This is a genomic window from Mumia quercus, from assembly GCF_025506335.1.
Lineage (GTDB): Bacteria > Actinomycetota > Actinomycetes > Propionibacteriales > Nocardioidaceae > Mumia > Mumia quercus.
Window position 1 is genome coordinate 66,511 of the sequence record NZ_JANZYO010000003.1, and the last position, 24,194, is coordinate 90,704.

Below are 24,194 nucleotides of genomic sequence, written 5' to 3' on the forward strand. Positions count from 1 at the left end.
CACGCTCGCTCTGGGAATAGTTTTCAACGAATTTCCGAGTCTTTGAGATGGATTTTCACGGAGTGGGGCCATGGGCGAACGGATCGACGCCACAGCGGTCGCTCCGAGCGCGCTCGGCGTGGCCGAGCGGATCCAGGCTAGACGCCCGCAGATGTCGAGCGCCATGGCCAAGATCGCCGCGCTCCTGCTCGAGCAGCCCACGGCGCCGCTGGAGCTCTCCATCACCGAGCTCGCCGCGCGTGCAGGGACGTCGCCGGCCACCGTCACGCGGTTCTGCCGCCTCATCGGCTACTCCGGCTACGTGCCGTTGCGCGTGGGCGTCGCCGCAGACGTCGGTCGAGGAGACGTCCACGCCTCCTGGCACACCGACATCGGCCGCGCCTTCGATCCCGAGGACTCCTCCCGCGACGTGCTCCACGCGCTGCTCCACGCCCACACGCGCTCCGTGCAGGCGACCGCCAGCTCGGTGGACCTCGAGCAGATGGACCGCATCGCCACGGCCGTCGCCGGATGTCGGCACCTCGACATCTACGGCATCGGGGGCAGCGGGTTCATGGCCGACGAGCTGCAGTCGCGCCTCTACCGGATCGGCATCAACGTGCACGCGTGGTCGGAGGTGCACTCGGGCCTGGCCAGCGCCTCCATCCAGGACGAGAGCAGCGTCGCCATCGGGATCTCCAACACCGGGCGTACCCGCGAGACGATCCAGATGCTGAGCCAGGCCAACTCCTCCGGCGCCTACACGGTCGCCCTGACCAACAGCCCAGACTCGCCGTTGGCCGCGGTCGCCCACGATCACGTCGTCGCCGCAGCGCCGGAGGAGTACCTCCAGCCCGACGACCTGTCGGCGAAGCACTCGCAGCTCTTCCTCCTGGACCTCCTCTACCTCCTCGTGGCCCAACGGGACTTCGCGCGTACGACGACCAAGCTCGCCGCCTCGGCGATGGCCGTCCTCCCGCACCGGACGTCCCTGCGGTCGCGCCCGCGCCGTACCGCCACCGCCCCCGCAACCGCCACCGACACAGCCTCCGAACGCCCAGAGAGCGAGCCGCATGTCTGAGACCACGAACGACTTCCTCCACGAGACCACCCGCCGCCTGGAGAAGCTGGCCGCCTTCGCCGACGAGGGCGGCCTGGAGCCTGCCGTCGACCTGCTGGCCGCCGCGCTGGAGTCGGGCGGGATCATCCAGGCCTTCGGCACGGGTCACTCGCAGGCGTTCGCGATGGAGATCGCCGGACGCGCCGGTGGTCTCATCCCCACCAACAACATCGCGCTGCGCGACGTGGCGATGTTCGGCAGCCAGGACGTGTCGATCCTGTCCGACCCCAAGCTCGAGCGGGACCCGTCGACCGTCGAGGAGCTGTGGGAGATCACGTCGCCCAGTCCCGAGGACGTCTTCGTGATCGCCTCCAACTCCGGCGTCAACGGCTCGATCGTCGGGATGGCGCTGGCGGCCAAGGACCACGGCAACCCGGTCATCGCGGTGACGAGCCTCGCCCACACGAGCCGCGTCACGCCCAAGCACCCGAGCGGGAAGCGGCTCAGCGAGGTCGCCGACGTCGTGATCGACAACCTCGCTCCGTACGGGGACACCACCCTCACCACGGGAGACGACATCGGCATCGGCGCCGTGTCGTCGCTGACAGCGGCCTTCATCGCGCAGCTGCTGACGATCGGGGTGGCCGAGCGCCTGGCGGCCGCCGGCACGGTCCCGCCGATCTACCTCTCCGCCAACATCCCCGGCGGCGACGACCACAACCACGAGCTCGAGGCCAGGTACGGCGACCGCATCCGCCGCCACGCCTGACACGACCCCACCACCATCACCACCACAGGGAAGGCACTTCAGATGAGTATCGAGAGGAAGACGGTCGACCGGCGCACCCTGCTCCGCGGTGCGCTGGCCGCCGCGGCAGTCATTCCGCTCAGCAGCACGCTGGCGGCATGCGCCGGGAGCAACAGCGACTCCGACGACGACTCGAGCAAGGGCGGCGAGAAGAGCGCGGACAACCCCTTCGGCATGGCCGCGGACTCCACCACCGACGCCGTCATCTTCGACGGCGGCTACGGCACCGACTACGTCGCGTTCGCCGCCACGATCATGCAGAAGAACCACAAGGGCTCCACGGTCAAGGTCTCGCCGACGACCGAGATCTCCCAGGAGCTCCAGCCCCGCTTCGTCGCGGGCGACCCGCCGGACCTCATCGACAACTCCGGCGAGAACTCGATCGGGTTCGCCACGATCCTCGACCAGGTGGAGGACCTCTCCGACGTCCTGGACGCGGAGAACCTGGAGGGGACGAAGATCCGGGACACCCTGTACGAGGGCGTCGAGGCTCCCGGCACGTTCGACGGCAAGCTCGCCGCCCTGAACTACGTGATGACGGTGTACGCGGTCTGGTACTCCTCGAGCCTCTTCGAGGAGAACGGGTGGACCCCGCCCAAGACCTGGGACGAAGCCATCGCGCTCGGCGCGGAGGCGAAGAAGGCGGGCAAGTACCTCTTCCTGTGGGGCAAGGAGGCGGCGACCTACTACCAGACGCTCGCCATCGCCTCGGCCATCAAGCAGGGCGGCGACGAGGTCCGGCTGGCGCTGGGCAACCTCGAGCCGAACTGCTGGTCCATGCCGGCGGTGCAGGCGGTCTTCGAGGCCATGGGCACGATCGTGGACCGCGGCTACATGAAGCCTGGCGGCGCGGGCACGCAGTTCACCGCCGCACAGGCCCAGTGGAGCAACAACCAGGACGCGCTCCTCTACCCGTCCGGGTCCTGGATCGAGAACGAGATGAAGGACCAGACCAAGGCCGGCTTCGACATGAAGGGCTTCCCCGAGATGATCGTCGACGACAGCTCGGCGATGCCCTGGGAGGCCTTGCACGCCGCGGCAGGCGAGCCGTTCCAGGTGCCGTCGAAGGGCAAGAACGTCCCCGGCGGCAAGGAGCTGCTCCGGACGATGCTCTCGAAGGAGGCGGCGACCAACTTCGCCAAGACGAAGCTGGCGCCGACGATCGTCAAGGACACCGTGCCCGCGGACGGCTTCGGCTCCACCGCCCTCGTGTCGCAGACAGACATGCTCAAGGCGGCCGGACCGAACGTCTTCACCTGGACGTTCGTCGACCTCTACGGCACCAACGTCGACCAGCTCGTCGTCTGGAACAGCTTCCTCGCGGGCAAGTCGAGCGTGAAGGAGCTGACGTCGCGCCTGCAGGACATCACGGACAAGGTGCGTGAGGACGACTCGATCAAGAAGATCCCCGTCACGTGATCGAGTCCCCCCTCGTCCCCACGGACACCGAGAAGGCGCCGCCACGCAAGAAGTCGCGGCGGTCGTGGACGTTCGACCGCATCAGCTTCGTGCTGGTGTTCCTCGTGCTGCCGCTGGCGCTCTTCTCGGTGTTCGTGGTGTGGCCGTTCGTGCAGGCCTTCTGGTATTCCCTCACCGACTGGTCGGGCTTCACCGCCGACATGAACTTCATCGGCGTGGAGAACTACCAGAAGCTGTTCGAGGACGACATCTTCATGACCGCGCTGCGCAACAACGTGCTGCTCGCGCTCGTCGTCCCGTTCGTGACCGTCGTGCTCGCGTTCGCGCTGGCCACGATGATCACGGTCGGCGGCTCCACCTACGGGGCCACCCGCGGTCTCAAGGGATCGAGCTTCTACCGCGTCGTGTCGTTCTTCCCGTACACGATCCCGGCGATCGTCATCGGCCTCATCTGGCTCCAGATGTTCGACCCGTCCAACGGCCTCCTCAACGGGGTCCTGACGGCGGTCGGCCTCGACGGGTTCGACTCGTTCCCGTGGCTCGGTGACGAGCGGACGGCGATGCCCGCCTCGATGTTCGTCATCATCTGGGGCTTCGTCGGGTTCTACATGGTGCTGTTCGTCGCCGCGATCAAGAGCGTCCCGGGCGAGCTGTACGACGCGGCGCGCATCGACGGCGCCGGCAGGTTCCGTACGGCCTTCTCCGTGACGCTGCCGCTGATCCGCGACAACGTCCAGACGGCGTACATCTACCTCGGCATCCTCGCGCTCGACGCGTTCGTCTACATGGTCGCCCTCAACCCCGGCGGCGGCCCGGAGAACTCGACGCTCGTCATGCCGCAGCGCCTGCTCGTCACGGCGTTCGAGAAGGGACAGTTCGGCCTCGCGAGCGCGATGGGCGTCGTGATGGCGGTCGCGACGCTCGTCTTCGCCGCGCTCGTGTTCACCGTCAACCGCCTCGTCGGCGGCCGACCGGAAGGGGTACGCGGATGACCGCGAGCACCAGCCACAGCACGGACGCGAGCGAAGAGGCGGCGGTGAGCAGCGAGGTTCACGCCCCGCGCGAGAAGACCGGGCGTGCCGGGGACCGGGCGGTCACGTCGATCTCGCACGTCGTCCTCGGCCTCTGGGCGGCGCTGGTCATCGTCCCGCTGCTGTGGACGCTGCTGTCCTCGTTCAAGACCAGCAGCGAGATCTTCTCCTCGCCGTTCACGCTGCCGGCGAGCTGGAGCTTCGACAACTACGTCTCTGCGTGGACGTCGGAGGGCATCGGCCGCTACTTCGTCAACACCGTCTTGGTGGTCGGGACCGCGCTCGTCCTCGTCATGCTCCTGGGGTCGATGTGCGCGTACGTCCTGGCGCGGTTCTCGTTCCCGGGGAACCGGTTGATCTACTACCTGATGCTCGTCGGCCTGACGTTCCCGATCTTCCTCGCGATCGTCCCGCTCTTCTTCGTCCTCAAGGGCTTCGGGATCCTCAACACGCTGCCGGGCCTGATCATCACCTACGTCGCGTTCGCGCTGCCGTTCACCGTCTTCTTCCTCTACCCGTTCTTCCGGGTGCTGCCGCAAGACGTGTCGGAGGCGGCGGAGATCGACGGCGCGGGGGAGTGGCGCAAGTTCTTCCAGGTGATGCTGCCGATGGCCAAGCCCGGCATCGCCTCCGTGGCGATCTTCAACTTCCTCGGGCTGTGGAACCAGTTCCTGCTCCCTGTCGCGCTCAACACCAACAGGGACAACTACGTGCTGTCGCAGGGCATGGCCGCCTTCGCCTCGCGGGCGGGCTACAACACCGACTACGGCCGGCTGTTCGCCGCGGTCGTCATCACGATCGTGCCGGTGCTGATCGTGTACGTCATCTTCCAGCGCCAGCTCCAGGGGTCGGTGTCGCAGGGCGCAGGGAAGTAGTGGCACGCGCTCTCCCGGAGGTGTCGCGTCCTCGGGTGGTGCTGGGCGCGGCCGTCGCGGCGGTGGTGGGCGTCGGTGCTCTCGGGGCCGCCGCTGTCGGCGTCCACCACAGCGTCTGGATGCAGGCGCGCGCGGAGCGCCTGGCCGTGACCGAGCCGCACGAGACGGCCACGTACCTGGGTTCCGCCGACTCGGGGACAGGCGCGGGGATCACCTTCTCTCTCGCCGACGACGAGCACGCGCGCCTGGGCGACGGGCGGGTGGTGTCGTTGTGGCAGCCGGAGTTCCCGGTCACCGAGGTCGATCCGGACCTCGGCGAGAAGGTCGAGGTCGTGGTGTTCCCCGGCCAGGACCGGGCGTTCCTCGCCGCCGAGCTCCGCGGCGCCGACGATGCGGTCTGGCAGCGCGTCGTGGACTGGGTCAGCCGGGTCCCGCGGGCGTCGTTGTTCCTCGGGGGCCTCCTCGGCATCTGGTTCGCCTCGGTCCGGCTCGCCCTCGGCGCCACTCCGCGCGCGCTGCCCTCGCTGCTGCGCGGCTCACGCCACGCCTAGAGTTCTTCCATGGTGGACCCACGGGCCGGTACGCCGGCAGAGCCTCAGGACCTCGTCGACCTCGACGCCCTCGCCGCGGCCTACTACGACCGCGTGCCCGACCCCGAGGACCCCGCCCAGCAGGTGTCGTTCGGGACGAGCGGCCACCGCGGATCGAGCCTCGACACCGCGTTCAACGAGGCGCACATCCTCGCCACCACGCAGGCCATCGTGGAGTACCGCGCGCAGGCCGGCATCGACGGTCCGCTGCTCCTCGCCCGCGACACGCACGCGCTCTCCCTGCCCGCGTGGCAGTCCGCGCTGGAGGTGCTGATCGGCAACGACGTCGTGACGCTCGTCGACACCGAGGACGGCTTCACCCCGACGCCGGCGGTGTCCCACGCGATCCTGCGCCTCAACGGGCTCGGCGCGCACGGCCAGGTCGACGGCATCGTCGTCACGCCGTCGCACAACCCGCCGCGCGACGGCGGCTTCAAGTACAACCCGCCCAACGGCGGCCCTGCCGGCTCGGACGTGACCGGGTGGGTCCAGGACCGCGCCAACACGCTGCTGCGCGACGGCCTGCGCGGCGTCCGGCGCGCGACCACGGGCGAGGCGCGCGGCCGGGCGCAGACGTACGACTTCCTTACGCACTACGTCAACGACCTCGGCTCGGTGCTCGACATGGAGGCGATCGCGCGGGCGGGCGTCCGCATCGGCGCGGACCCGCTCGGCGGCGCGTCCGTCGCGTACTGGGGGCGCATCGGCGAGCAGTACGGCCTGGACCTCACCGTCGTGAACCCGGCGGTCGACCCGCAGTGGGGGTTCATGACGCTGGACCACGACGCCAAGATCCGGATGGACTGCTCCTCCCCGTACGCGATGGCGTCCCTCGTCTCGCAGCGCGACCACTTCGACATCGCCACGGGCAACGACGCCGACGCCGACCGCCACGGGATCGTCACCCCGGACGCCGGCCTGATGAACCCCAACCACTTCCTGGCCGTGGCGATCGCCTACCTCACGGAGCACCGCGGCTGGGACGCGGCCGCGGGCGTGGGCAAGACGGTCGTCTCGTCGAGCATGATCGACCGCGTCGTGGCCGATGCCGGGCGCGCGCTGTACGAGGTGCCGGTCGGGTTCAAGTGGTTCGTCGACCCGCTGATCTCGGGCTCGGTCGTCTTCGGCGGCGAGGAGAGCGCGGGCGCGTCGTTCCTGCGGCGCGACGGCAGCGTGTGGACCACCGACAAGGACGGCATCATCCTCGCGCTGCTCGCCTCGGAGATCCAGGCGGTGACCGGGCGCAGCCCCAGCCAGCACTACGTCGGACTGACCGCGCGCCACGGCGACCCCGCGTACGCCCGTGTCGACTCACCCGCGACGCGGGACCAGAAGGCGCGGCTCGGCGCGCTCGACCCGTCCGCGATCACCGCGACGGAGCTGGCGGGTGACCCCATCACGCGCATCCTGTCCCACGCGCCCGGCAACGACGCCCCGCTCGGCGGCATCAAGGTCGAGACGGCCGACGCGTGGTTCGCTGCACGGCCGTCGGGCACCGAGGACGTCTACAAGATCTACGCCGAGTCGTTCCGCGGCGCCGACCACCTGGCGGAGGTCCAAGAGGCCGCAAGGGCCACGGTCGACGCCGCCCTGACGTAGAGTGCGAGAGGAGCGGGCCAGGACGCTGACCTGCGACGACGGGGGGAACGACGTGAGGCTCGCGACGGACCGCAGAGCGCGCAGGGCAGCGCCCCTGCTCGCCGCGGTCGCGCTGCTGCTCGCGGGCGCCCCGGCCGTCCACGCCGACGAGACGCCGACCGCCCAGGACGTCCGCTCCGCCCAGGCGGCAGCCGCCGTCAAGGCAGACGGCGTGAACGACATCCGAGGCCGGATCGCTGCGGCCACCGCGCGCGTCGAGGCGCTCGAGGTCGAGGCAGCGCAGGCCGCCGAGACCTACAACGGTGCCGAGTACGCGCTCCAGAAGGCCAAGGCGGCCGAGCACGCGGCGGAGAAGGCCGCGAAGTCCGCCGAGTCCGCCGCCGAGGCCCAGCGGCTGGTCATCGAGCGGTTCACGGTGGCGGGCGTGACCGCCCGTGCCCCCTACAACCGCATGCGCAGCCTCTTCTCCGAGGGCGGCCCGAGCTCGCTGCTGGGCCAGATGAGCACCTACAACGCGGTCGGCGACGCCAGCCGCGCCGCTCTCGCGACGTACGAGTCCAAGCGGACGGTCGCCACGACACGCAGGCGCGAGGCGCAGGCCGCGGTCGCGCGCCGCGAGAAGCTCGCCGCGGCCGCGGCGAAGGCCAAGCAGGACGCGGAGAAGGCCGTCGCTGGTGCGGCAGACGCACGGGCCGACCTGCGGCGCGAGCGCGACCAGCTCATCCGCGACCTCGCCCACGCCGAGGGCATCTCCGTACGGCTGGCGGCCCGTCGGCAGAAGGCGCTCGAGCAGCTGGCGCAGCGGGCCCAGGAGGCGGCGAACCGCCCGCAGACCGGGGCCCCCACGCTTCCGCCGACCGAGACTCCCGCCCCACCGCCGGCTCCTGCCCCCGCCCCTGCGCCGCCGCCGGGTGGTACGCCGCCGAAGCAGGCCAAGGGCGTCGAGGCCGCCGTTCGTTTCGCCCTGGAGCAGGTGGGGGAGCCGTACGTGTGGGCGGGCGCCGGCCCGGACGTCTGGGACTGCTCCGGGCTCACGATGCGGGCCTGGCAGGCCGCCGGCAGGGGACTCCCTCATTTCAGCGGCGCCCAGTACGCGGTGTCGGCTGCGATCCCGGTCGCCGAGGCCCGCCGGGGCGACCTGCTGTTCTGGAGCCGCGGTGGCCCCGACTCGATCTTCCACGTCGCGCTCTACCTCGGTGACGGCTGGATGGTCGAGGCGCCGAGGCCGGGCAAGAACGTCCAGGTCGTGTCGGTCTACTCGTGGACCGCACCCGACCTCGCCGCGCGCGTGCGCTGAGAGGCGGACACGCTCCGCGCCGAGGACGACGAAGGCCGCTGCCCTCAGGGCAGCGGCCTTCGTACGGTGTCAGTGCGGGCTCAGTGCTCGTCGCCCTCGACGGTGTAGCGCTTGAACGACGCCTCGACCTCGTCCTCGGCCTCGCGGCGGCCGACCCACTCGGCGCCCTCGACCGACTTGCCGGGCTCGAGGTCCTTGTAGACCTCGAAGAAGTGCTGGATCTCGAGGCGGTCGAACTCCGGCACGTGGCGGATGTCCTGGAGGTGCTCCTGACGCGGGTCGTCGACCGGGACGCACAGGACCTTGTCGTCGCCACCGGCCTCGTCGGTCATGCGGAACATGCCGATCGCGCGGCAGCGGATCAGGCAGCCGGGGAACGTGGGCTCGGACAGGAGGACCAGCGCGTCGAGCGGGTCGCCGTCCTGGCCGAGGGTGTCCTCGATGAAGCCGTAGTCGGCGGGGTACTGGGTGGAGGTGAACAGGGTGCGGTCGAGTCGGATCCGGCCCGTCTTGTGATCCACCTCGTACTTGTTGCGTACGCCCTTGGGGATCTCGACCGTCACGTCGAATTCCAGCACTGTTCCTCCATTGGTTCGTGCGAGTGGTCCGAGCAGCGCGCTCAGGGCACGTCCACCCGGCACGCAAAGACCTGTCTAGTCTCTCGTACGTGGGCAAGGACGACGGACACGGGGTTGGACACTGTGACGTACGCAACAGCGTACGCCTGCGGTGAGCGCGCGCTTGACCGTGCTCGCCACCACCGACCTGCACGGGCACGTACGCGACCACGACTACGGGACGGACCGCCCGTACGAGGACGACTACGGCAACCGGATCGGCCTCGCACGCGTGGCCGACGTCGTACGGCGCCTCCGGGGGAGCGCGCCGCACGCGCTGCTCGTCGACGCCGGTGACGTTCTCGAGGGAAGCCCTCTGTCGCACCACTTCGCGCGCCGGCTCGCCGAGAGCGACGACGACACCGTGCCGCCGCACCCGATGGCGACGGTGATGAACCATCTCGGGTACGACGCGGTGGCACTGGGCAACCACGAGCTCGACTACGGCCTGCGCGCCCTGGAGCGCTTCCGCACCCAGCTCGACGCCCCGCTGCTCGCGGGCAACGTCGACGACACCGTGACCGGCGCGCCGGCTCTGGAGGGGACCCTGCTGCGCGACGTCGTGGTCGCGGACGGAGCACCACCGGTGCGGGTGGGGATCATCGGGCTGACCACCCCCCAGGTCACCACCTGGAACCGGGACGTGCGCGAGCACCTCAGGTTCACCGACCTCGTCGCCGCGGCTCCGCCGCTGGTCGCCCAGGTCCGGGCCGAGGGTGCCGACGTCGTCGTCGCCGTCGTGCACTCCGGTGCCGTGGATCCCGCGACCCCGGAGAACGCGGCGCTCGACCTGGCCCGTGAGGTCGCGGGTCTCGACGTCGTGGTGGCGGGGCACGCGCACGTCGAGCTCCCCGAGCGCCACGTCACCGGGCCCGACGGGCGGCGCGTCCTCCTCACCGAGCCGTTGTGCTGGGGCATGCGGGTGGCGGTCGTCGAGGTCGACCTCGTGCGTACGGACGGGGTGTGGACGGTGGCCGAGACGTCGTCCCGTCTCGTCGACACCGCCGACGCCGAGGAGGACCCGGAGGTCGTGGCGCTGGTCGCGTCCGCGCACGACGAGGTCCGCGCGCTCGGCGAGCGGGTGGTCGGCCACGCGGCGACCCCGATCGAGACCGAGCCGGCGCGGTACCGCCCGACGTCCGCGCTCGCACTGGTCGCGGCGGCGCAGGCCGCGGGTCTGCGCGACGTGCTGCCGGAGGGTTGGCCCGTGCTCAGCATCGTGTGCCCGACGAACCGGTACGCCGCGATCCCGGCAGGCCCGGTCCGGCACCGGCAGGTCGCGGCCCTGTGCCAGTTCGACAGCGGGCTGGTCGTCGTCGAGATGACCGGCGCCCAGCTGCGCGCGCACCTCGAGCACGCGGCGGCGTTCTTCTTCGGCACCACGGGCCCGGGGCCCCATGATCCGGACGTCCTCACCAACGCGCCGACCCCGAGGACCCCGCACGGCACCGCGGACTTCGACTACGACGTCGTCTACGGGGTCGACGCCCCGCTCACGTACGACGTCGACCTCGCGCGTCCGGTCGGCTCCCGCATCACCGGGCTCGGCTACGACGGGCAGCCGCTCCTCGACGCCCAGCGCTTCCACGTCGTCGTCAGCCGCTACCGTGCCGCCGGATCGGCTGCGTACCCGCACATCGGTGCGGCACCGGTCGTCCACGAGGTCGCCGAGCCGCTGCGCGCACGTGTCGCACGCCACCTGGCCGAAGGCCGTCCGTACGAGCAGGACCCGCACTGGCGGCTCGTCCACGACGGGCAGCCGATCACGGTCGGTGGCCTTCGCCCGCCCGGATAGGCTCGAAGCATGCCTCTCCGCGCCCCCGAGCACGGCCGTGCCTGGCCGTACCTGCTCCTCGCGGTCGTCCTCCTGCTGACCGGCGGGGGCGTCGCCGCGTACAGCACGGGTGCCCTCGACCGCTGGGTCTGCGACGGCGGGACGTGCGAGCCCGCAGAGCCGGCGGCTGCGGCGGTCCCCGACACCCCGGACGCGCCCGCGCTCGCCCCGGTCCTCGCGGCGCCGGCCTCGCGTCCCCTCGACGCCGCCAAGGTGCAGCAGGCGATCGCTCCGCTCCTCGGCCGTCCCGCGCTCGGCCGGCACGTCGGTTTCGCGGTCTCCGACCTGACGACGGGCGAGCAGGTGTGGAGCTCGGGTACGGGCACGTTCGTACCGGCGTCCACGCTGAAGCTCTTCACGTCGCTGGCGGCCATGGAGACCCTCGGGCCCGAGCACCGGTTCCGTACGACCGTGGTGCGCGACACGACCGGCGAGGAGCCGTCGGCGACCGACGCCGCACCGACGACCGGTGCGCCGGCGCCCGGCCCGGCACGACTGGTGCTCGTCGGCGGCGGGGACCCGTACCTCGCGAAGACGTCCGACGCCGACGCCCGAGCCGCCTACCCGAAGCAGTCCTCGCTCGCCCAGCTCGCCCGCAAGACGGCCGCCACCCTCAAGGCCGAGGGCGTCACCGAGGTGTCGCTCGGCTACGACGCCTCGTTGTTCACCGGCCCGGCGGCCAACCCCACGTGGGAGCCCACCTACATCTCGGGCGAGGTCACGTCGCCGGTCAGCGCCCTGTGGATCGACCAGGGGACGGACGGCGACGACCGGGTCAAGGACCCGGCGCGCCACGCCGCCGCGACGTTCGCCGCCCAGCTGCGTGCGCGCGGCCTCACGGTGACCGGCGGCGTCACGAGCACGGGGCGTCCGGTCGAGTCCGAGGAGATCGCTGCGGTGTCCAGCGGCACGGTCGCCCAGATCGCGCAGTCGGTGATCGAGCACAGCGACAACCAGGCCGCCGAGGTGCTGCTGCGCCACGTCGCGATCGCCGAGAAGCAGCCCGCGTCGTTCGAGGGCGGCACGATCGCCGTCCGCGACGTGCTCACCGGCCTCGGGGTCGGGTGGGACGGCAACCGCGTCTACGACGGCTCCGGCCTCTCGCGCGCCAACCGGGTGACGCTCGCGTCCATGCTGCAGGTCGTCACCATCGCCTCCGAGCTCTTCGACCGCTACCCGGTGGCGGGCTTCAACGGCTCCCTGACGACGCGCTTCGTCGCCGACGGCACGGAGCCTGCGCTCGGTGTCGTACGGGCGAAGACGGGCACGCTGACCGGCGTGCACTCCTACGCCGGCACGACCGTCACCCGCGACGGGACGCCGGTCGGCTTCGTGATCTTCACCGACCGTGTGCCCGAGCGTCGGACGCTCGACGCCCGCGCCATGCTCGACCGGATCGCGGCGCGGCTGTCCGCCTGCTCCTGCGCCACCGGCTGAGCGGCGCACGAGCAGGCGGACCGCTCAGCCCTTGACCTGCGCCGTGACGGCAGCGGCGACCTCCGTCGTCCGCGCCGTACCACCGAGGTCGGGCGTGCGGGTGGCGGACGAGCGGACCGTCGCGCGGACCGCGGACAGCAGGTCGTCGCCGGCCTCGGCGTGCCCGAGGTGGTCGAGCATCAAGGCGGCCGACCACAGCGTGCCGATCGGGTTGGCCTTCCCCTGGCCGGCGATGTCGGGTGCCGACCCGTGCACCGGCTCGAACATCGACGGGTAGGTCCGCGTCGGGTCGAGGTTCGCCGACGGCGCGACGCCGATGCTGCCGGCGACCGCTGCCGCGAGGTCGCTGAGGATGTCGCCGAAGAGGTTCGAGCCGACGATCACGTCGAACCGGCCCGGGTCGAGCACGAGCTTGGCCGCGAGCGCGTCGATGTGCTCGGCGTCCCAGTCCACGTCCGGGAACTCCGCCGCGCGCTCGGCCACGACCTCGTCCCAGAACGGCAGCGTGTGGACGATCCCGTTGCTCTTGGTCGCCGACGTGAGCGAGCCGCCGCGGGCTCGGGCGAGGGCGAACGCGTAGTCGACCACGCGCGTGACGCCGGCGCGGGTGAACACCGACTCCTGGACCGCCATCTCGTCGGGGAAGCCGCGGTTGAGGCGGCCGCCGATCTCGCTGTACTCGCCCTCGACGTTCTCCCGGACGACGACGAGGTCGACCTCGCCGGGGCGGGCGTCGCGCAGGGGGCTCGCGACACCCTCGAGGACCGCCACCGGGCGGAGGTTCACGTACTGCCGGAACGCCCGTCGGATCGGGATCAGCAGACCCCAGAGCGACACGTGGTCCGGCACGCCGGGCCATCCGACCGCGCCCAGCAGGATCGCGTCGTACGGCCGCAGCACGTCGAGGCCGTCCTCCGGCATCATCGCCCCGTGCTCCAGGTAGCGGCGGCACGACCAGTCGTACGTGTCGTACGCGAGGTCGAGGCCGTGGGCCTCCGCGACCGCGTCGAGCACGGTGCGGGTCGCCTCCACGACCTCCGGTCCGATCCCGTCCCCGGGGACGACGGCGATGCGTTGAGTCATGGCGCTACCCGCCCAGGCCGAGGATCGAGACCATCACCGGCAGCAGGATCACGATGAGGATCGCGCCCAGCACGTCGAAGGAGATGCCCGAGCGGATCATGCGGGTGATCGGGACGACACCGGAGCCGTAGACGATCGCGTTCTGCGGCGTCGACACGGGCAGCATGAAGCCGAACGACGCGGCGAACGTGGCCGCCAGCGCGGGGACGAACGGGTTCACGTCGGCTGCCATCGCGATCGGGATGATGATCGGGACGACGACCGCGGCGGACGCAGTGTTGCTCGTCGTCTCCGAGACCGCGATCGCGAGCACGACCGCGAAGATCGTCAGCAGCAGCGCGCTGCTCAGGCCGAGCCAGTTGTACGCGCCCTTGCCGATCGTCTCCGCCAGTCCGGTCGAGGCGAGCAGCGAACCGAAGATGATGCCGGTGCCGAAGAGGACGACCGTCCCCCAGTCGATCTTCGTGGCGTCGCTCCAGCGCAAGGTGAACTCGCGTCGCTCCCAGTCGATCGGGAGGAGGAACAGCAGCGAGGCCCCGAGCACGGCGACGACGCCCTCGTCGAGGCGACCGGACACCGACTCGTACGTCCCCGACTCGGGCCCGGCGACCAGCGCCACGACGCCCGGCAGGATCCACAGCGTCACGGTGAACACGAACGCGACCAGCGTGTTCTTCTCTGCTCGCGAGATGCGGCCGAGCTCACGCTTCTCGGTGTCGACCCACTCCTCGACACCCTCCAGCCGCTTGATCTCTGGCCGGTTCACCAGCAGCAGGACCACCGCGAGCGCGACGAACATCAGGGCACAGACGGGGAGCGCGAGCAGCATCCAGTCGAGGAACGGGATCGTCTCACCGGTCGCCTCCTCGATCAGCCCTCGTCCGATGAGGTTCGGGGGAGACCCGACCGGGGTGAGGAGGCCGCCGACGCTCGCGCCGTACGCGAGCATGAGCATCAGCGCGGCGCCGACGCGGAGCCTCAGGGGGTCGAAGTCCTCCTCGACGACGCCCTGGCTCTGCATGAGCTTGGCGATCACGGTGAGGATCCCGATCGCGGTCGGCAGCAGCATGGCGACGGTCGCGGTGTTCGAGACGAACGCCGAGAGCAGGCAGGTGATGGCACCGAACGCGACGATCACCCGTGTCGTGGAGGTGCCGACTCCGGGCAGGTCGAGCACGAACATCGCGAAGCGCTTGGCGAGCCCGTGCTTGAGCATCGCCTGGGCGAGGATGAACGCGCCGATGAAGGTGAAGACGGTCGACGAGCCGAAGGGCGCGAGCGCCTCGTCGGCGGGGACCACGTCGAGCAGCACGATGGCGGCGATCCCGAGGAAGCCGCCGACCGGGATGGGCACCGCCTCGGTCACCCACAGGACCACGACGCCGACGAGGACCGCGGCGAGGGTGTGCTGCTGCTGCGGGAGGTCGAAGGGGATGAGGAGCATCACGACCGTCGCGAGCGGCGCGAGGAAGAGTCCCGAGGTGCGCCGCGCCTTCTCGAAGCGCTCCTCTCGGGGGGACAACCTCTGCTCCCCGAGGCTGCGGTAGGTGGCGCTGCCGAGGAACGCCTTGTCGACATCGGTGGGACCGGGTTCTCGTTCGACCGTGCTCATGAGGGCCTCCGGGGCTGGAACGGGGACACGCTTGCCCTCACGGTGTCCTGGATCACCCCCTTCCACACGCGCGCAGCGTGCCGTCGTCCACCCTCCGCGTAGGCTCGACGGCATGACGGACAGCATGATCGACTGGGACTTCGCGCTGACCACCGCTTCGCGGATGACGAAGCCGGGCCCCGAGATCGCCAGTGCCGAGGCTGACCAGGTCGTGGCCGAGCTGCGTGAGGGCGCCGCGCGCTCGGAAGGCCCCGTGCGCGAGTTCACCGGGCTGTCTGCCGAGTCCGCCACCGCCCCGGTGCTCGTCGTCGACCGGCCCGGGTGGGTCGCGGCCAACGTCTCGTCGTTCGAGGTCGTGCTCCGACCGATGCTCGAGAAGGTCCAGGAGTCCGCCCGCGCGAAGGGACAGTCGCCGGGACGGCTCGGACGCACCATCGGCGCCCGCGTGACCGGCGCCGAGGTCGGAGCCGCGCTGGCGTTCATGTCGACCAAGGTCCTCGGGCAGTTCGACCCGTTCTTCACCGCGCCGGGGCCGGAGGGCGGCCTGCCGGTCGGTGGTCGCCTCCTGCTCGTCGCCCCGAACGTCGTCCACGTCGAGCGAGAGCTCGGGGTGGACACCCACGACTTCCGGCTCTGGGTCTGCCTCCACGAGGAGACTCACCGCGTGCAGTTCACGGCGGTGCCGTGGATGCGGGCGCACGTCCAAGGGCTCGTCGACCAGCTCGTCGACGCCACCGACACCGATCCGGAGGGCATCTCGCGCTCGCTGGGCGAGGCGTCGAAGGCGGCGGGCCGGTTCGTCCGCGGTGAGCGGGTGTCGTTGATGGACGTGCTCCAGAACGACCGCCAGCGCGAGATCATCGGCCAGGTCACCGGCGTCATGTCGCTGCTCGAGGGGCACGCGGACGTCGTGATGGACGGCGTCGGCCCGTCGGTCATCCCGAGCGTGCGGCAGATCCGCCGCCGCTTCGACAAGCGCCGCCAAGGCGGCGGGCTGCTGGACAGGTTCGTCCGCCAGGTGCTCGGGCTCGACGCGAAGATCCGCCAGTACCGCGACGGCGCCGCCTTCGTCCGCGCGGTCGAGAAGTCGGTCGGCCGCGAGGGGTTCGACGCTGTGTGGAGCTCACCGGACAACCTGCCGTCGGCAGAGGAGATCGAGAAGCCCGACCAGTGGGTCGCGCGCGTGCACGGATGACGTCGACGCCGTGACCACCCGCCGCACGCCACCGCTCGACCCGGTGGTCGCGCGCGGGCGCCGTGCGGTCTCCGAGGCGCTCGCCGACCTCCCCGCGGACGCCACGGTCGTGCTCGGCGTCTCCGGCGGGGCCGACTCCCTGGCGCTCGCCGCGCTGACGTGCTTCGTCGTCGACGCCCGTGGAGGGCGCGTGGAGGCGCTCGTCGTCGACCACGGGCTCCAGGAGGGCTCCGCTGAGGTCGCGCAGCGCGCGGCGGAGCAGGCACGCGCCCTCGGGGCCGCGGCGCAGGTCGTACGCGTCGAGGTCGGTGCCCGGGGCGGACCGGAGGCCGCGGCTCGAGACGCCCGTCGGGAGGCGCTGCGCGCGTACGCCGAGGAGGTCGGAGCCGCTGCCGTGCTCCTCGGTCACACCCGAGACGACCAGGCGGAGACGGTGCTGCTCGGCCTGGCGCGCGGTTCGGGTGCCCGCTCGCTGGCCGGCATGGCGGCGCGTTCCGGCCTGTGGCGACGCCCGCTGCTCGCGCTCACCCGCGCCGAGACCGAACAGGTGTGCCGGGCGCTCGGTGTGACGTGGTGGGACGACCCGCACAACGACGATCCGCGTTACGCCCGGGTGCGGGTACGGCGCACCGTCCTCCCGGTCCTCGAGCGCGAGCTCGGCCCAGGGGTGGGCGCCGCCCTCGCCCGTACGGCAGCCGCGCTGCGCGACGACGCCGACGCGCTCGACGACCTCGCTCGTACGGCGACGCGGAAGGCGACGCTCGACGACGGGTCGCTCGACGTCGAGGTGCTGGCCGCGCTTCCTCGCGCCGTCCGTACGCGGGTCCTGAGGGCGTCCGCGCTCGCGGCCGGAGCGCCCGCGGGTGACCTCACCGCCGCGCACGTGGCCGGGATCGACCGCCTGGTGACCGCCTGGTGCGGACAGGGCGGCCCGACACTGCCCGGCGGCTTGAGCGTCCGCCGGCGGGGCCGGGCGCTGGTGTTCGGAGCCGCCTGACGGCGAGGCCCCCGCAGCGCCGCCCAGGCCGCTGTGCGAGGCTGGTTCCGTGGACGCGAAGCAGATCGAGGGTGACCTCGCGCTGGACCAGACGTACATCTCCGAGGCCGACATCCAGGCCCGCCTCCGGGAGCTCGCCGCGCAGATCGCGCGCGACTACGAGGGCGAGGACCTGCTGCTCGTCGGGGTCCTCAAGGGCGCGGTGATGGTCATGGCCGACCTCGCCCGTGCGCTCGAGCGCGACGTCGAGATGGACTGGATGGCCGTGTCGTCGTACGGCTCCGGCACGACGTCGTCCGGCGTGGTGCGGATCCTCAAGGACCTCGACACCGACCTCACCGGCCGTCACGTCCTCATCGTCGAAGACATCATCGACTCCGGTCTCACGCTGTCGTGGCTGACGTCCAACCTGCGCTCCCGCAAGCCGGCCTCGGTCGAGATCTGCACCCTCCTGCGCAAGCCCGAGGCGCTGAAGATGGCCGTCGACGTGAAGTACGTCGGGTTCGACATCCCCAACGCGTTCGTGGTCGGCTACGGGCTCGACTACGACGAGCGCTACCGCAACCTGCGCGACATCGCGACGCTCGCTCCGCACGTCTACTCCTGAGTCCGGGCGGACGCCCGCACGAGATCCGTGCGGATCCTGGGAACATGTTCGCGGGTGCCGATCGTTGAAGCACCAGGGGACAAGACTCGTCCTGCCCTCGTGGCGCGGACGTGTACCGTCGGTTCCCGTACCCATTCCTACGCAGGAGGAGCGAGGCGCGGCCTCGGATCATGGACGTCAAACGCATCTTCAAGGGCCCGTGGCTCTGGATCATCATCAGTGTCATCGCGGTTCTGGCCCTGCTCCAGCTGGTGTCGTCCAACAACGGCTACCAAGAGGTCAAGACCGCCACGATGGTGCGGTACTTCGAGCAGGGCAAGGTGGCCGAGGCCACGTTCGTCGGCGCCGGTGACAACGAGATCCGCGCCACGCTCGACGATGACAAGAAGGTGCGCGCCAACTGGCTGGGCGACCAGGGCAACCAGCTCCGCAAGCTCGCCGACAAGAGCGTCTCCGACAAGGAGATGAAGTCGTACGACGTCCAGATCCCCAAGCCCAGCTTCCTCGGCAACCTGCTCGGGCTCCTGCTGCCCTTCGCGCTGATCTTCCTGCTGTTCATCTTCCTCATGAACTCGATGCAGGGCGGCGGCGGCCGCGTCATGCAGTTCGCGAAGTCCAAGGCCAAGCTGATCGCCAAGGACACGCCGCAGACCACGTTCGCCGACGTCGCGGGTGCCGACGAGGCCGTCGAGGAGCTCGGTGAGATCAAGGAGTTCCTCGCCGACCCGCAGAAGTTCCAGGCCGTCGGGGCCAAGATCCCGAAGGGCGTCCTGCTGTACGGCCCTCCGGGCACCGGCAAGACGCTGCTCGCGCGTGCCGTCGCAGGCGAGGCGGGCGTCCCGTTCTACTCGATCTCCGGCTCCGACTTCGTCGAGATGTTCGTGGGTGTCGGCGCGAGCCGTGTGCGCGACCTCTTCGAGCAGGCCAAGGAGAACGCTCCCGCGATCGTCTTCATCGACGAGATCGACGCGGTCGGCCGGCACCGCGGTGCGGGCCTCGGCGGCGGCCACGACGAGCGCGAGCAGACGCTCAACCAGCTGCTGGTCGAGATGGACGGCTTCGACGTCCGCGGCGGTGTGATCCTCATCGCCGCGACCAACCGTCCCGACGTCCTCGATCCCGCGCTGCTGCGTCCTGGCCGCTTCGACCGCCAGATCGCCGTGGAGGCGCCCGACCTCAAGGGGCGCCTGCAGATCCTCCAGGTGCACTCGCGTGGCAAGCCGCTGGCCGCCGACGTCGACCTCGAGTCGGTCGCGCGCCGTACGCCCGGCTTCTCCGGTGCCGACCTCGCCAACGTGCTCAACGAGGCTGCGCTCCTCACCGCGCGCAGCAGCCAGGCGCTGATCGACAACCGTACGCTCGACGAGGCGATCGACCGCGTCGTCGCCGGTCCGCAGAAGCGCACGCGTCTCATGAGCGAGCACGAGCGCAAGATCACCGCGTACCACGAGGGCGGCCACGCGCTCGTCGCCGCCGCGCTGCCCGGCAGCGACCCCGTGCACAAGATCACGATCCTGCCGCGCGGTCGCGCCCTCGGTTACACGATGGTCCTGCCGGACGAGGACAAGTACAGCCAGACCCGCGCGGAGATGCTCGACAAGCTGGCGTACATGCTGGGCGGTCGCGCCGCCGAGGAGCTGGTCTTCCACAACCCGACGACCGGCGCCGCCAACGACATCGAGAAGGCGACCAACCTCGCGCGCGCGATGGTCACCCAGTACGGCATGACCGAGCGCATCGGTGCCGTGCGACTGGGCGAGAACGGCTCCGAGCCGTTCCTCGGCCGTGACATCGGCCACTCGCGCAACTACTCCGAGGAGCTCGCGGCGATCGTCGACGAGGAGGTGACGAAGTTCATCGGGTACGCCCACCAGGAGGCGTTCGACATCCTCGCCGAGAACCGCGCCGTCCTCGACGACCTGGTGCTCGCGCTGCTCGAGAAGGAGACGCTCGACAAGGCCGAGGTCGCTGCGATCTTCGAGCCGCTCAAGCGCCGCTCTCCGCGTCCGGCGTGGACCGGGTCGGAGACCCGCAAGCCGTCGTCGCTGCCGCCGGTCCTCTCCCCGAAGGAGATCAACGGGCACGAGCCCGAGCGTGACGAGGACGAGGGAACGATCGTCCTCGCGCCGGGCCAGGGTGGGACCGACCTCCACGGACCCAGCTCGGGCCCCACCGGTGGGACCCCCGAGCCGCCCTCTCCTGGGGCTCGCTGACGTGGCGCAAGCCCAGGGCAAGGCGCTGCCCGAGTTCGACACGCCGCGTGCCGAGGCCGCTGTCCGTGAGCTGCTGATCGCAATCGGCGAGGACCCGGACCGCGACGGGCTCCGGGACACCCCGGAGCGGGTCGCGCGCGCGTACAAGGAGATCTTCGCCGGGATGCGTCACGACCCGCAGGAGGCGCTCTCGCGCACCTTCGAGGTCGACCACGACGAGATGATCCTGGTGAAGGACATCGAGCTGTGGTCCATGTGCGAGCACCACCTCGTGCCGTTCACCGGTGTCGCGCACGTCGGTTACATCCCTGCCGAGGACGGACGCGTCGTCGGGCTGTCGAAGCTCGCCCGGCTGGTCGACGTGTACGCCCGGAGGCCGCAGGTGCAGGAGCGCCTGACGACGCAGATCGCCGACGCGCTGATCGAGACGCTCCGTCCGCTCGGCGTGATCGTCCAGATCGAGGCCGAGCACCTGTGCATGACCATGCGCGGCGTGCGCAAGCCTGGCGCGAAGACGGTCACCAGCGCGGTGCGAGGCCAGCTGCGCGACCCTGCGACGCGGGCCGAGGCGATGGCCCTGATCACGGGGCGCTGATGTTCACGCGTCGCGGGGTGCCGCTGCTCCCCGACGCGGGCCGGTGCCAGGTGATGGGTGTCGTCAACGTCACGCCCGACTCCTTCTCAGACGGCGGACGCTGGCTCGACGTCGACGACGCCGTTCGTCATGGCTTCGCGCTCGTCGACGACGGCGCCGACATCGTCGACGTCGGAGGTGAGTCGACGCGTCCGGGCGCTCAGCGGGTGGACGCCGCCACCGAGCTGGCGCGCGTCGAGCCCGTCGTCCGCGCACTGGCCGACCGCGGTGTCGTCGTCTCGGTCGACACCATGCGCGCCGAGGTCGCCGAGCGTGCCGTCGCCGCAGGCGCCCGGGTCATCAACGACGTCTCGGGCGGTCTCGCCGACCCCGACATCCTCGAGGTGGCGGCACGCACGGGCGTGCCGTACGTCGTCATGCACTGGCGGGGCCACTCCGCGTCGATGCTCGGCGACGACGCGACCCGCTACGACGACCTCGTGCCCGACGTCGTCACCGAGCTGGGCAGGTCCGTCGACCTCGCCCTCGCGAAGGGCGTGCGGCCCGAGCAGATCGTCGTCGACCCCGGCATCGGGTTCTCCAAGCGCGGCCCTCAGAACTGGTCCGTCCTCGCCCACCTCGAGGCCTTCGCGTCGCTGGGCTACCCGCTGCTGGTCGCGGCGAGCCGCAAGCGGTTCCTCGGCGAGCTGCTCGCCGACGACGACGGCACCCTGCGTCCGCCGAGGGAGCGTGACGACGCGACCGTCGCGATCACGGCGCTCGCCGCGACGGCCGGCGCGTGGTGCGTACGGGTCCACGACGTCGCAGCGAACGCCGACGCCGTACGCGTGGCGGAGCGGTGGCGCGATGGTTGAGCGGCGCGACCCGGTCCTCGCGACCCACCAGGCGTTCTACGACGCGATCGAGCACGGTGACCTCGACCTCATGTCGTCGCTGTGGCTGCCCGGCGACGACACGGTGTGCGTGCACCCGGGCGCGGAGCCGATCCTCGGGCACGGTGCGATCCTGCGCTCGTTCGCGATGCTCATGGCCAACGTCGGCTACATCCAGTTCATCCTCACCGACGTCGAGGTGACGCGCCGCGACGGCGTCGCGGTCGTGTCGTGCGTCGAGAACGTGCTCGCCGAGGCCGAGGGCGAGGCGCCGACCGTGTTCGCCGGCGGACGCGGCGTCGCGACCGACGTCCTGGTCGAGACCGCGTCCGGCTGGAAGCTCTGGTCACACCACTCGGGTCCGGTGATGGACGGATGAGCGCGCCGGAAGGACTCGACCGGATCACCGTGACGGGGATCGAGGCGTACGGCTACCACGGCCTCCTCGCGTTCGAGCGCGAGCAGGGGCAACGGTTCGTCGTCGACGTGGTACTGGGGCTCGACCTGGAGCGGGCGGCTCAGACAGGGGACTTAGACGCGTCGGTTCATTACGGTACGTTGTCGGAGAGGGTCGCGGACGCCGTGGCGTCGGACCCCGTGGACCTGATCGAGACGCTCGCGCTCCGCATCCTCGGGATCTGCTTCGGTTTCGCGCCGGTGCAGTGGGCGAGCGTCACGGTCCACAAGCCGGAAGCACCGATACCGGTGGCGTTCTCGGACGTCGCCGTGACGATAGAGCGGAGTCGTACGTGACCGAGACGCCCAACCCGCACATCCCTGACGCGGACACGATGACCGGCGGCATGCGCCCGATCCGGCAGGCCGTGATCGCGATCGGGTCCAACCTGGGGGAGCGGCTCAACAACGTGCAGGGGGCTGTCGCCGCGCTCGCCGACACTCCTGAGGTCACCGTGGTGGCCGTGTCGTCGGTGTACGAGACGGCTCCGGTCGGTGCGCCTGCCGGCTCGCGCGACTTCCTCAACGCGGTCGTCCTCATCGACACGACGCTGACCGTCCACACGCTCCTCGACCGCTGCCTCGCGATCGAGGACGCCTTCGGCCGCGAGCGCGGCGAGAAGAACGCTCCGCGCACGCTCGACGTCGACCTCATCGTCGTGGGCAACCGAGTCGCGCACGACGAGCGCCTGACGCTGCCGCACCCGCGGGCGCACGAGCGCGCGTTCGTGCTCATCCCGTGGCTCGAGCTCGACCTCGAGGGCGAGATCCCCGGCCACGGCTACGTCGTCGACCTCGCGCAGGGTCTCGACACCTCCGGCGTCACGCGGCGCGAGGACCTCGAGATCCTCGTCTGATCTCCATGGGTCACCGTCCGCTCCGCCGGTCGTCAGCCGTCCAGCTCGCCATCCTCGGCGTCGTCGGGCTGGCTGTCGGACGCGCGGTGCGTCCGTTCCTCGAGTGGCGCGACGCCGTGGTTCCCACGGTGTCCTGGGTCGCTGCCGGCACGATGCTCTTCCTTGCCGCGATCCTCGGCGTGCTCGCGTGGACGACATTCCAGGCGCTGCACCGGCAGCGTCGGACGATGCACCCGTCGCGGGCGCTGAGGTTGCTCGCGCTGGCCAAGGCGTCGGCGATCGTGACCGCGCTGATCGCCGGCTACTACGTCGGTTTCGCGCTGTCCTTCGCAGGAGATCTCGAGCTCGCGCTGCCTCGCGAGCGCGTCGTCCGGTCGGTGGCCGCGGCCGTGGCCGCCCTCCTCGCGATGGCCGCCGCGCTGGCCCTCGAACGCGCCTGCGAGGTGCCCCACGACGAGGACGATCCGGACGAGGCCGCGAAGGCTTGAACGCCTGGTGTCGGTCAGCGGGAACGCGTTCGCCGTAGCGTAGGGTTCTCTCCATGTCGAACGATCGCCGCCGCCAGCGCTCCGTGCGCCTCCTCGTCGCCAGCGCCATGCTGGCGGCTTCTGCAGTCTTCGTCGCCGTCGCAGTCGCCACGGCTTCGCAGGGAGTGCTCGTAGCGGCGTCGGTGACAGCGGTGGTCGTGGGCGTCGCGGCGGCGCGGGTGATCGCCGACGAGGTGCTCGCCACCCGTCGTGCGTGGTACAAGGACCGCGCCGAGCAGGCCCAGGCGTACCGCGACATGACGGTCGACCGGACCCGCGAGAACATGGAGTTCATCGAGGCGGTCAACGAGACGCTCTCGATCACCACCCGTCGCATCACCGAGCTCAACGGGACGCTGCGTCTCGCCGAGGCGCGTGCCGACGAGTCCGACGCGCGGCGCGAGGAGCTGCAGCGCGAGGTCGAGGCGCTCCGCTCCGAGACCGACGACGAGGACGCACCCAGCACCATGACCCTGTGGGACGGTGCGGACGTGCCCACGATCGTCGACCTGCTCAGCTGGGAGGCCACGGCGGCCGCGCGGGCGCAGGCGGCCGACGAGGCTGCCGCGGACGCCAAGGACGCCGACTCCGGCGACGACGAGGAGCTCCCCGAGGCGAAGCAGGCCTGAGCCCG

At 71.0% G+C, this 24,194-nt stretch carries 24 protein-coding genes; 21 read left to right on the forward strand and 3 right to left on the reverse strand.

What is annotated here, in order from left to right; genetic code table 11:
• Positions 1-70 precede the first annotated feature (70 nt).
• The 8 genes from NYZ95_RS06940 to NYZ95_RS20370 are packed head-to-tail and all read left to right on the forward strand — an operon-like array spanning position 71 to position 8,658.
• The gene (locus NYZ95_RS06940) at positions 71-1,060 is read left to right on the forward strand and encodes a MurR/RpiR family transcriptional regulator (RefSeq protein WP_262850093.1); all 990 of its coding nucleotides are present in this window, start codon (positions 71-73) and stop codon (positions 1,058-1,060) included.
• On the forward strand, positions 1,053-1,808 hold the full coding sequence (locus tag NYZ95_RS06945) for a sugar isomerase domain-containing protein (protein WP_262850095.1): 756 nt from the start codon (positions 1,053-1,055) through the stop codon (positions 1,806-1,808). The genes NYZ95_RS06940 and NYZ95_RS06945 overlap by 8 nt, the downstream gene beginning before the upstream one ends.
• A 42-nt stretch (positions 1,809-1,850) precedes the next feature.
• On the forward strand, positions 1,851-3,266 hold the full coding sequence (gene ngcE / locus NYZ95_RS06950) for an N-acetylglucosamine/diacetylchitobiose ABC transporter substrate-binding protein (protein ID WP_262850097.1): 1,416 nt from the start codon (positions 1,851-1,853) through the stop codon (positions 3,264-3,266).
• Complete coding sequence (locus NYZ95_RS06955) at positions 3,263-4,258, forward strand: carbohydrate ABC transporter permease (protein ID WP_262850099.1); 996 nt, start codon at positions 3,263-3,265, stop codon at positions 4,256-4,258. The genes ngcE and NYZ95_RS06955 overlap by 4 nt, the downstream gene beginning before the upstream one ends.
• Positions 4,255-5,172 (forward strand): carbohydrate ABC transporter permease, encoded by a 918-nt coding sequence (locus tag NYZ95_RS06960; protein WP_262850100.1) that lies wholly within the window; start codon positions 4,255-4,257, stop codon positions 5,170-5,172. Before NYZ95_RS06955 ends, NYZ95_RS06960 begins: the two co-directional genes overlap by 4 nt.
• Positions 5,172-5,723, forward strand: coding sequence for a hypothetical protein (locus NYZ95_RS06965; RefSeq protein ID WP_262850102.1), 552 nt, complete (start codon positions 5,172-5,174; stop codon positions 5,721-5,723). Before NYZ95_RS06960 ends, NYZ95_RS06965 begins: the two co-directional genes overlap by 1 nt.
• Positions 5,724-5,732: 9 nt before the next feature.
• Positions 5,733-7,361, forward strand: coding sequence for a phosphoglucomutase (alpha-D-glucose-1,6-bisphosphate-dependent) (gene pgm, locus NYZ95_RS06970; protein ID WP_262850104.1), 1,629 nt, complete (start codon positions 5,733-5,735; stop codon positions 7,359-7,361).
• 52 nt (positions 7,362-7,413) lie between these two features.
• The gene (locus tag NYZ95_RS20370; RefSeq protein ID WP_262850106.1) at positions 7,414-8,658 is read left to right on the forward strand and encodes a C40 family peptidase; all 1,245 of its coding nucleotides are present in this window, start codon (positions 7,414-7,416) and stop codon (positions 8,656-8,658) included.
• An 80-nt stretch (positions 8,659-8,738) separates the two neighbouring features.
• On the opposite strand, the gene NYZ95_RS06980 is transcribed toward NYZ95_RS20370, so the two are convergent.
• Positions 8,739-9,233 carry an inorganic diphosphatase gene (locus tag NYZ95_RS06980; protein WP_262850929.1) on the reverse strand — a complete coding sequence of 165 codons (495 nt, stop codon included), beginning with the start codon at positions 9,231-9,233 and terminating at the stop codon, positions 8,739-8,741.
• A 154-nt stretch (positions 9,234-9,387) separates the two neighbouring features.
• Between NYZ95_RS06980 and NYZ95_RS06985 the strand changes: the two genes are divergently transcribed.
• Both NYZ95_RS06985 and dacB read left to right on the forward strand, forming a co-directional pair.
• Positions 9,388-11,070, forward strand: coding sequence for a bifunctional metallophosphatase/5'-nucleotidase (locus NYZ95_RS06985; RefSeq protein ID WP_262850108.1), 1,683 nt, complete (start codon positions 9,388-9,390; stop codon positions 11,068-11,070).
• A gap of 9 nt (positions 11,071-11,079) precedes the next feature.
• Positions 11,080-12,546 (forward strand): D-alanyl-D-alanine carboxypeptidase/D-alanyl-D-alanine endopeptidase, encoded by a 1,467-nt coding sequence (gene dacB, locus NYZ95_RS06990; RefSeq protein WP_262850109.1) that lies wholly within the window; start codon positions 11,080-11,082, stop codon positions 12,544-12,546.
• Positions 12,547-12,570: 24 nt separating this feature from the next.
• Here the strand turns inward: dacB and NYZ95_RS06995 are convergent, their stop codons facing one another.
• Entirely contained in the window at positions 12,571-13,629 is a 1,059-nt protein-coding gene (locus NYZ95_RS06995) for a tartrate dehydrogenase (RefSeq protein ID WP_262850111.1), read from the reverse strand.
• 4 nt (positions 13,630-13,633) lie between these two features.
• Positions 13,634-15,241 (reverse strand): SLC13 family permease, encoded by a 1,608-nt coding sequence (locus tag NYZ95_RS07000; RefSeq protein WP_262850112.1) that lies wholly within the window; start codon positions 15,239-15,241, stop codon positions 13,634-13,636.
• Positions 15,242-15,353: 112 nt separating this feature from the next.
• Between NYZ95_RS07000 and NYZ95_RS07005 the strand changes: the two genes are divergently transcribed.
• The 11 genes from NYZ95_RS07005 to NYZ95_RS07055 all read left to right on the forward strand — a co-directional run bounded on the left by NYZ95_RS07005 (position 15,354) and on the right by NYZ95_RS07055 (position 24,189).
• Complete coding sequence (locus NYZ95_RS07005) at positions 15,354-16,436, forward strand: Rv3626c family coenzyme F420 biosynthesis-associated protein (protein WP_262850113.1); 1,083 nt, start codon at positions 15,354-15,356, stop codon at positions 16,434-16,436.
• 10 nt (positions 16,437-16,446) lie between these two features.
• Positions 16,447-17,433, forward strand: coding sequence for a tRNA lysidine(34) synthetase TilS (gene tilS, locus NYZ95_RS07010; RefSeq protein ID WP_262850114.1), 987 nt, complete (start codon positions 16,447-16,449; stop codon positions 17,431-17,433).
• A gap of 49 nt (positions 17,434-17,482) precedes the next feature.
• The gene (gene hpt, locus NYZ95_RS07015; RefSeq protein ID WP_262850116.1) at positions 17,483-18,040 is read left to right on the forward strand and encodes a hypoxanthine phosphoribosyltransferase; all 558 of its coding nucleotides are present in this window, start codon (positions 17,483-17,485) and stop codon (positions 18,038-18,040) included.
• Between the two features lie 170 nt (positions 18,041-18,210).
• Complete coding sequence (ftsH, locus tag NYZ95_RS07020) at positions 18,211-20,253, forward strand: ATP-dependent zinc metalloprotease FtsH (protein WP_262850117.1); 2,043 nt, start codon at positions 18,211-18,213, stop codon at positions 20,251-20,253.
• A gap of 25 nt (positions 20,254-20,278) precedes the next feature.
• Positions 20,279-20,848 carry a GTP cyclohydrolase I FolE gene (folE, locus tag NYZ95_RS07025; RefSeq protein WP_262850931.1) on the forward strand — a complete coding sequence of 190 codons (570 nt, stop codon included), beginning with the start codon at positions 20,279-20,281 and terminating at the stop codon, positions 20,846-20,848.
• A complete protein-coding gene (gene folP / locus NYZ95_RS07030) occupies positions 20,848-21,702 on the forward strand; it encodes a dihydropteroate synthase (RefSeq protein ID WP_262850118.1) in 855 nt (284 codons plus the stop codon). Before folE ends, folP begins: the two co-directional genes overlap by 1 nt.
• Positions 21,695-22,099 carry a nuclear transport factor 2 family protein gene (locus NYZ95_RS07035; RefSeq protein WP_262850119.1) on the forward strand — a complete coding sequence of 135 codons (405 nt, stop codon included), beginning with the start codon at positions 21,695-21,697 and terminating at the stop codon, positions 22,097-22,099. Before folP ends, NYZ95_RS07035 begins: the two co-directional genes overlap by 8 nt.
• Complete coding sequence (gene folB, locus NYZ95_RS07040; protein WP_262850121.1) at positions 22,096-22,473, forward strand: dihydroneopterin aldolase; 378 nt, start codon at positions 22,096-22,098, stop codon at positions 22,471-22,473. The genes NYZ95_RS07035 and folB overlap by 4 nt, the downstream gene beginning before the upstream one ends.
• On the forward strand, positions 22,470-23,033 hold the full coding sequence (gene folK / locus NYZ95_RS07045) for a 2-amino-4-hydroxy-6-hydroxymethyldihydropteridine diphosphokinase (protein ID WP_262850122.1): 564 nt from the start codon (positions 22,470-22,472) through the stop codon (positions 23,031-23,033). The genes folB and folK overlap by 4 nt, the downstream gene beginning before the upstream one ends.
• A gap of 5 nt (positions 23,034-23,038) precedes the next feature.
• Complete coding sequence (locus NYZ95_RS07050; RefSeq protein ID WP_262850124.1) at positions 23,039-23,521, forward strand: DUF3180 family protein; 483 nt, start codon at positions 23,039-23,041, stop codon at positions 23,519-23,521.
• Between the two features lie 53 nt (positions 23,522-23,574).
• Positions 23,575-24,189, forward strand: a complete 615-nt coding sequence (locus NYZ95_RS07055) for a hypothetical protein (protein ID WP_262850126.1) — start codon at positions 23,575-23,577, stop codon at positions 24,187-24,189.
• The last annotated feature ends 5 nt before the right edge of the window (positions 24,190-24,194 follow it).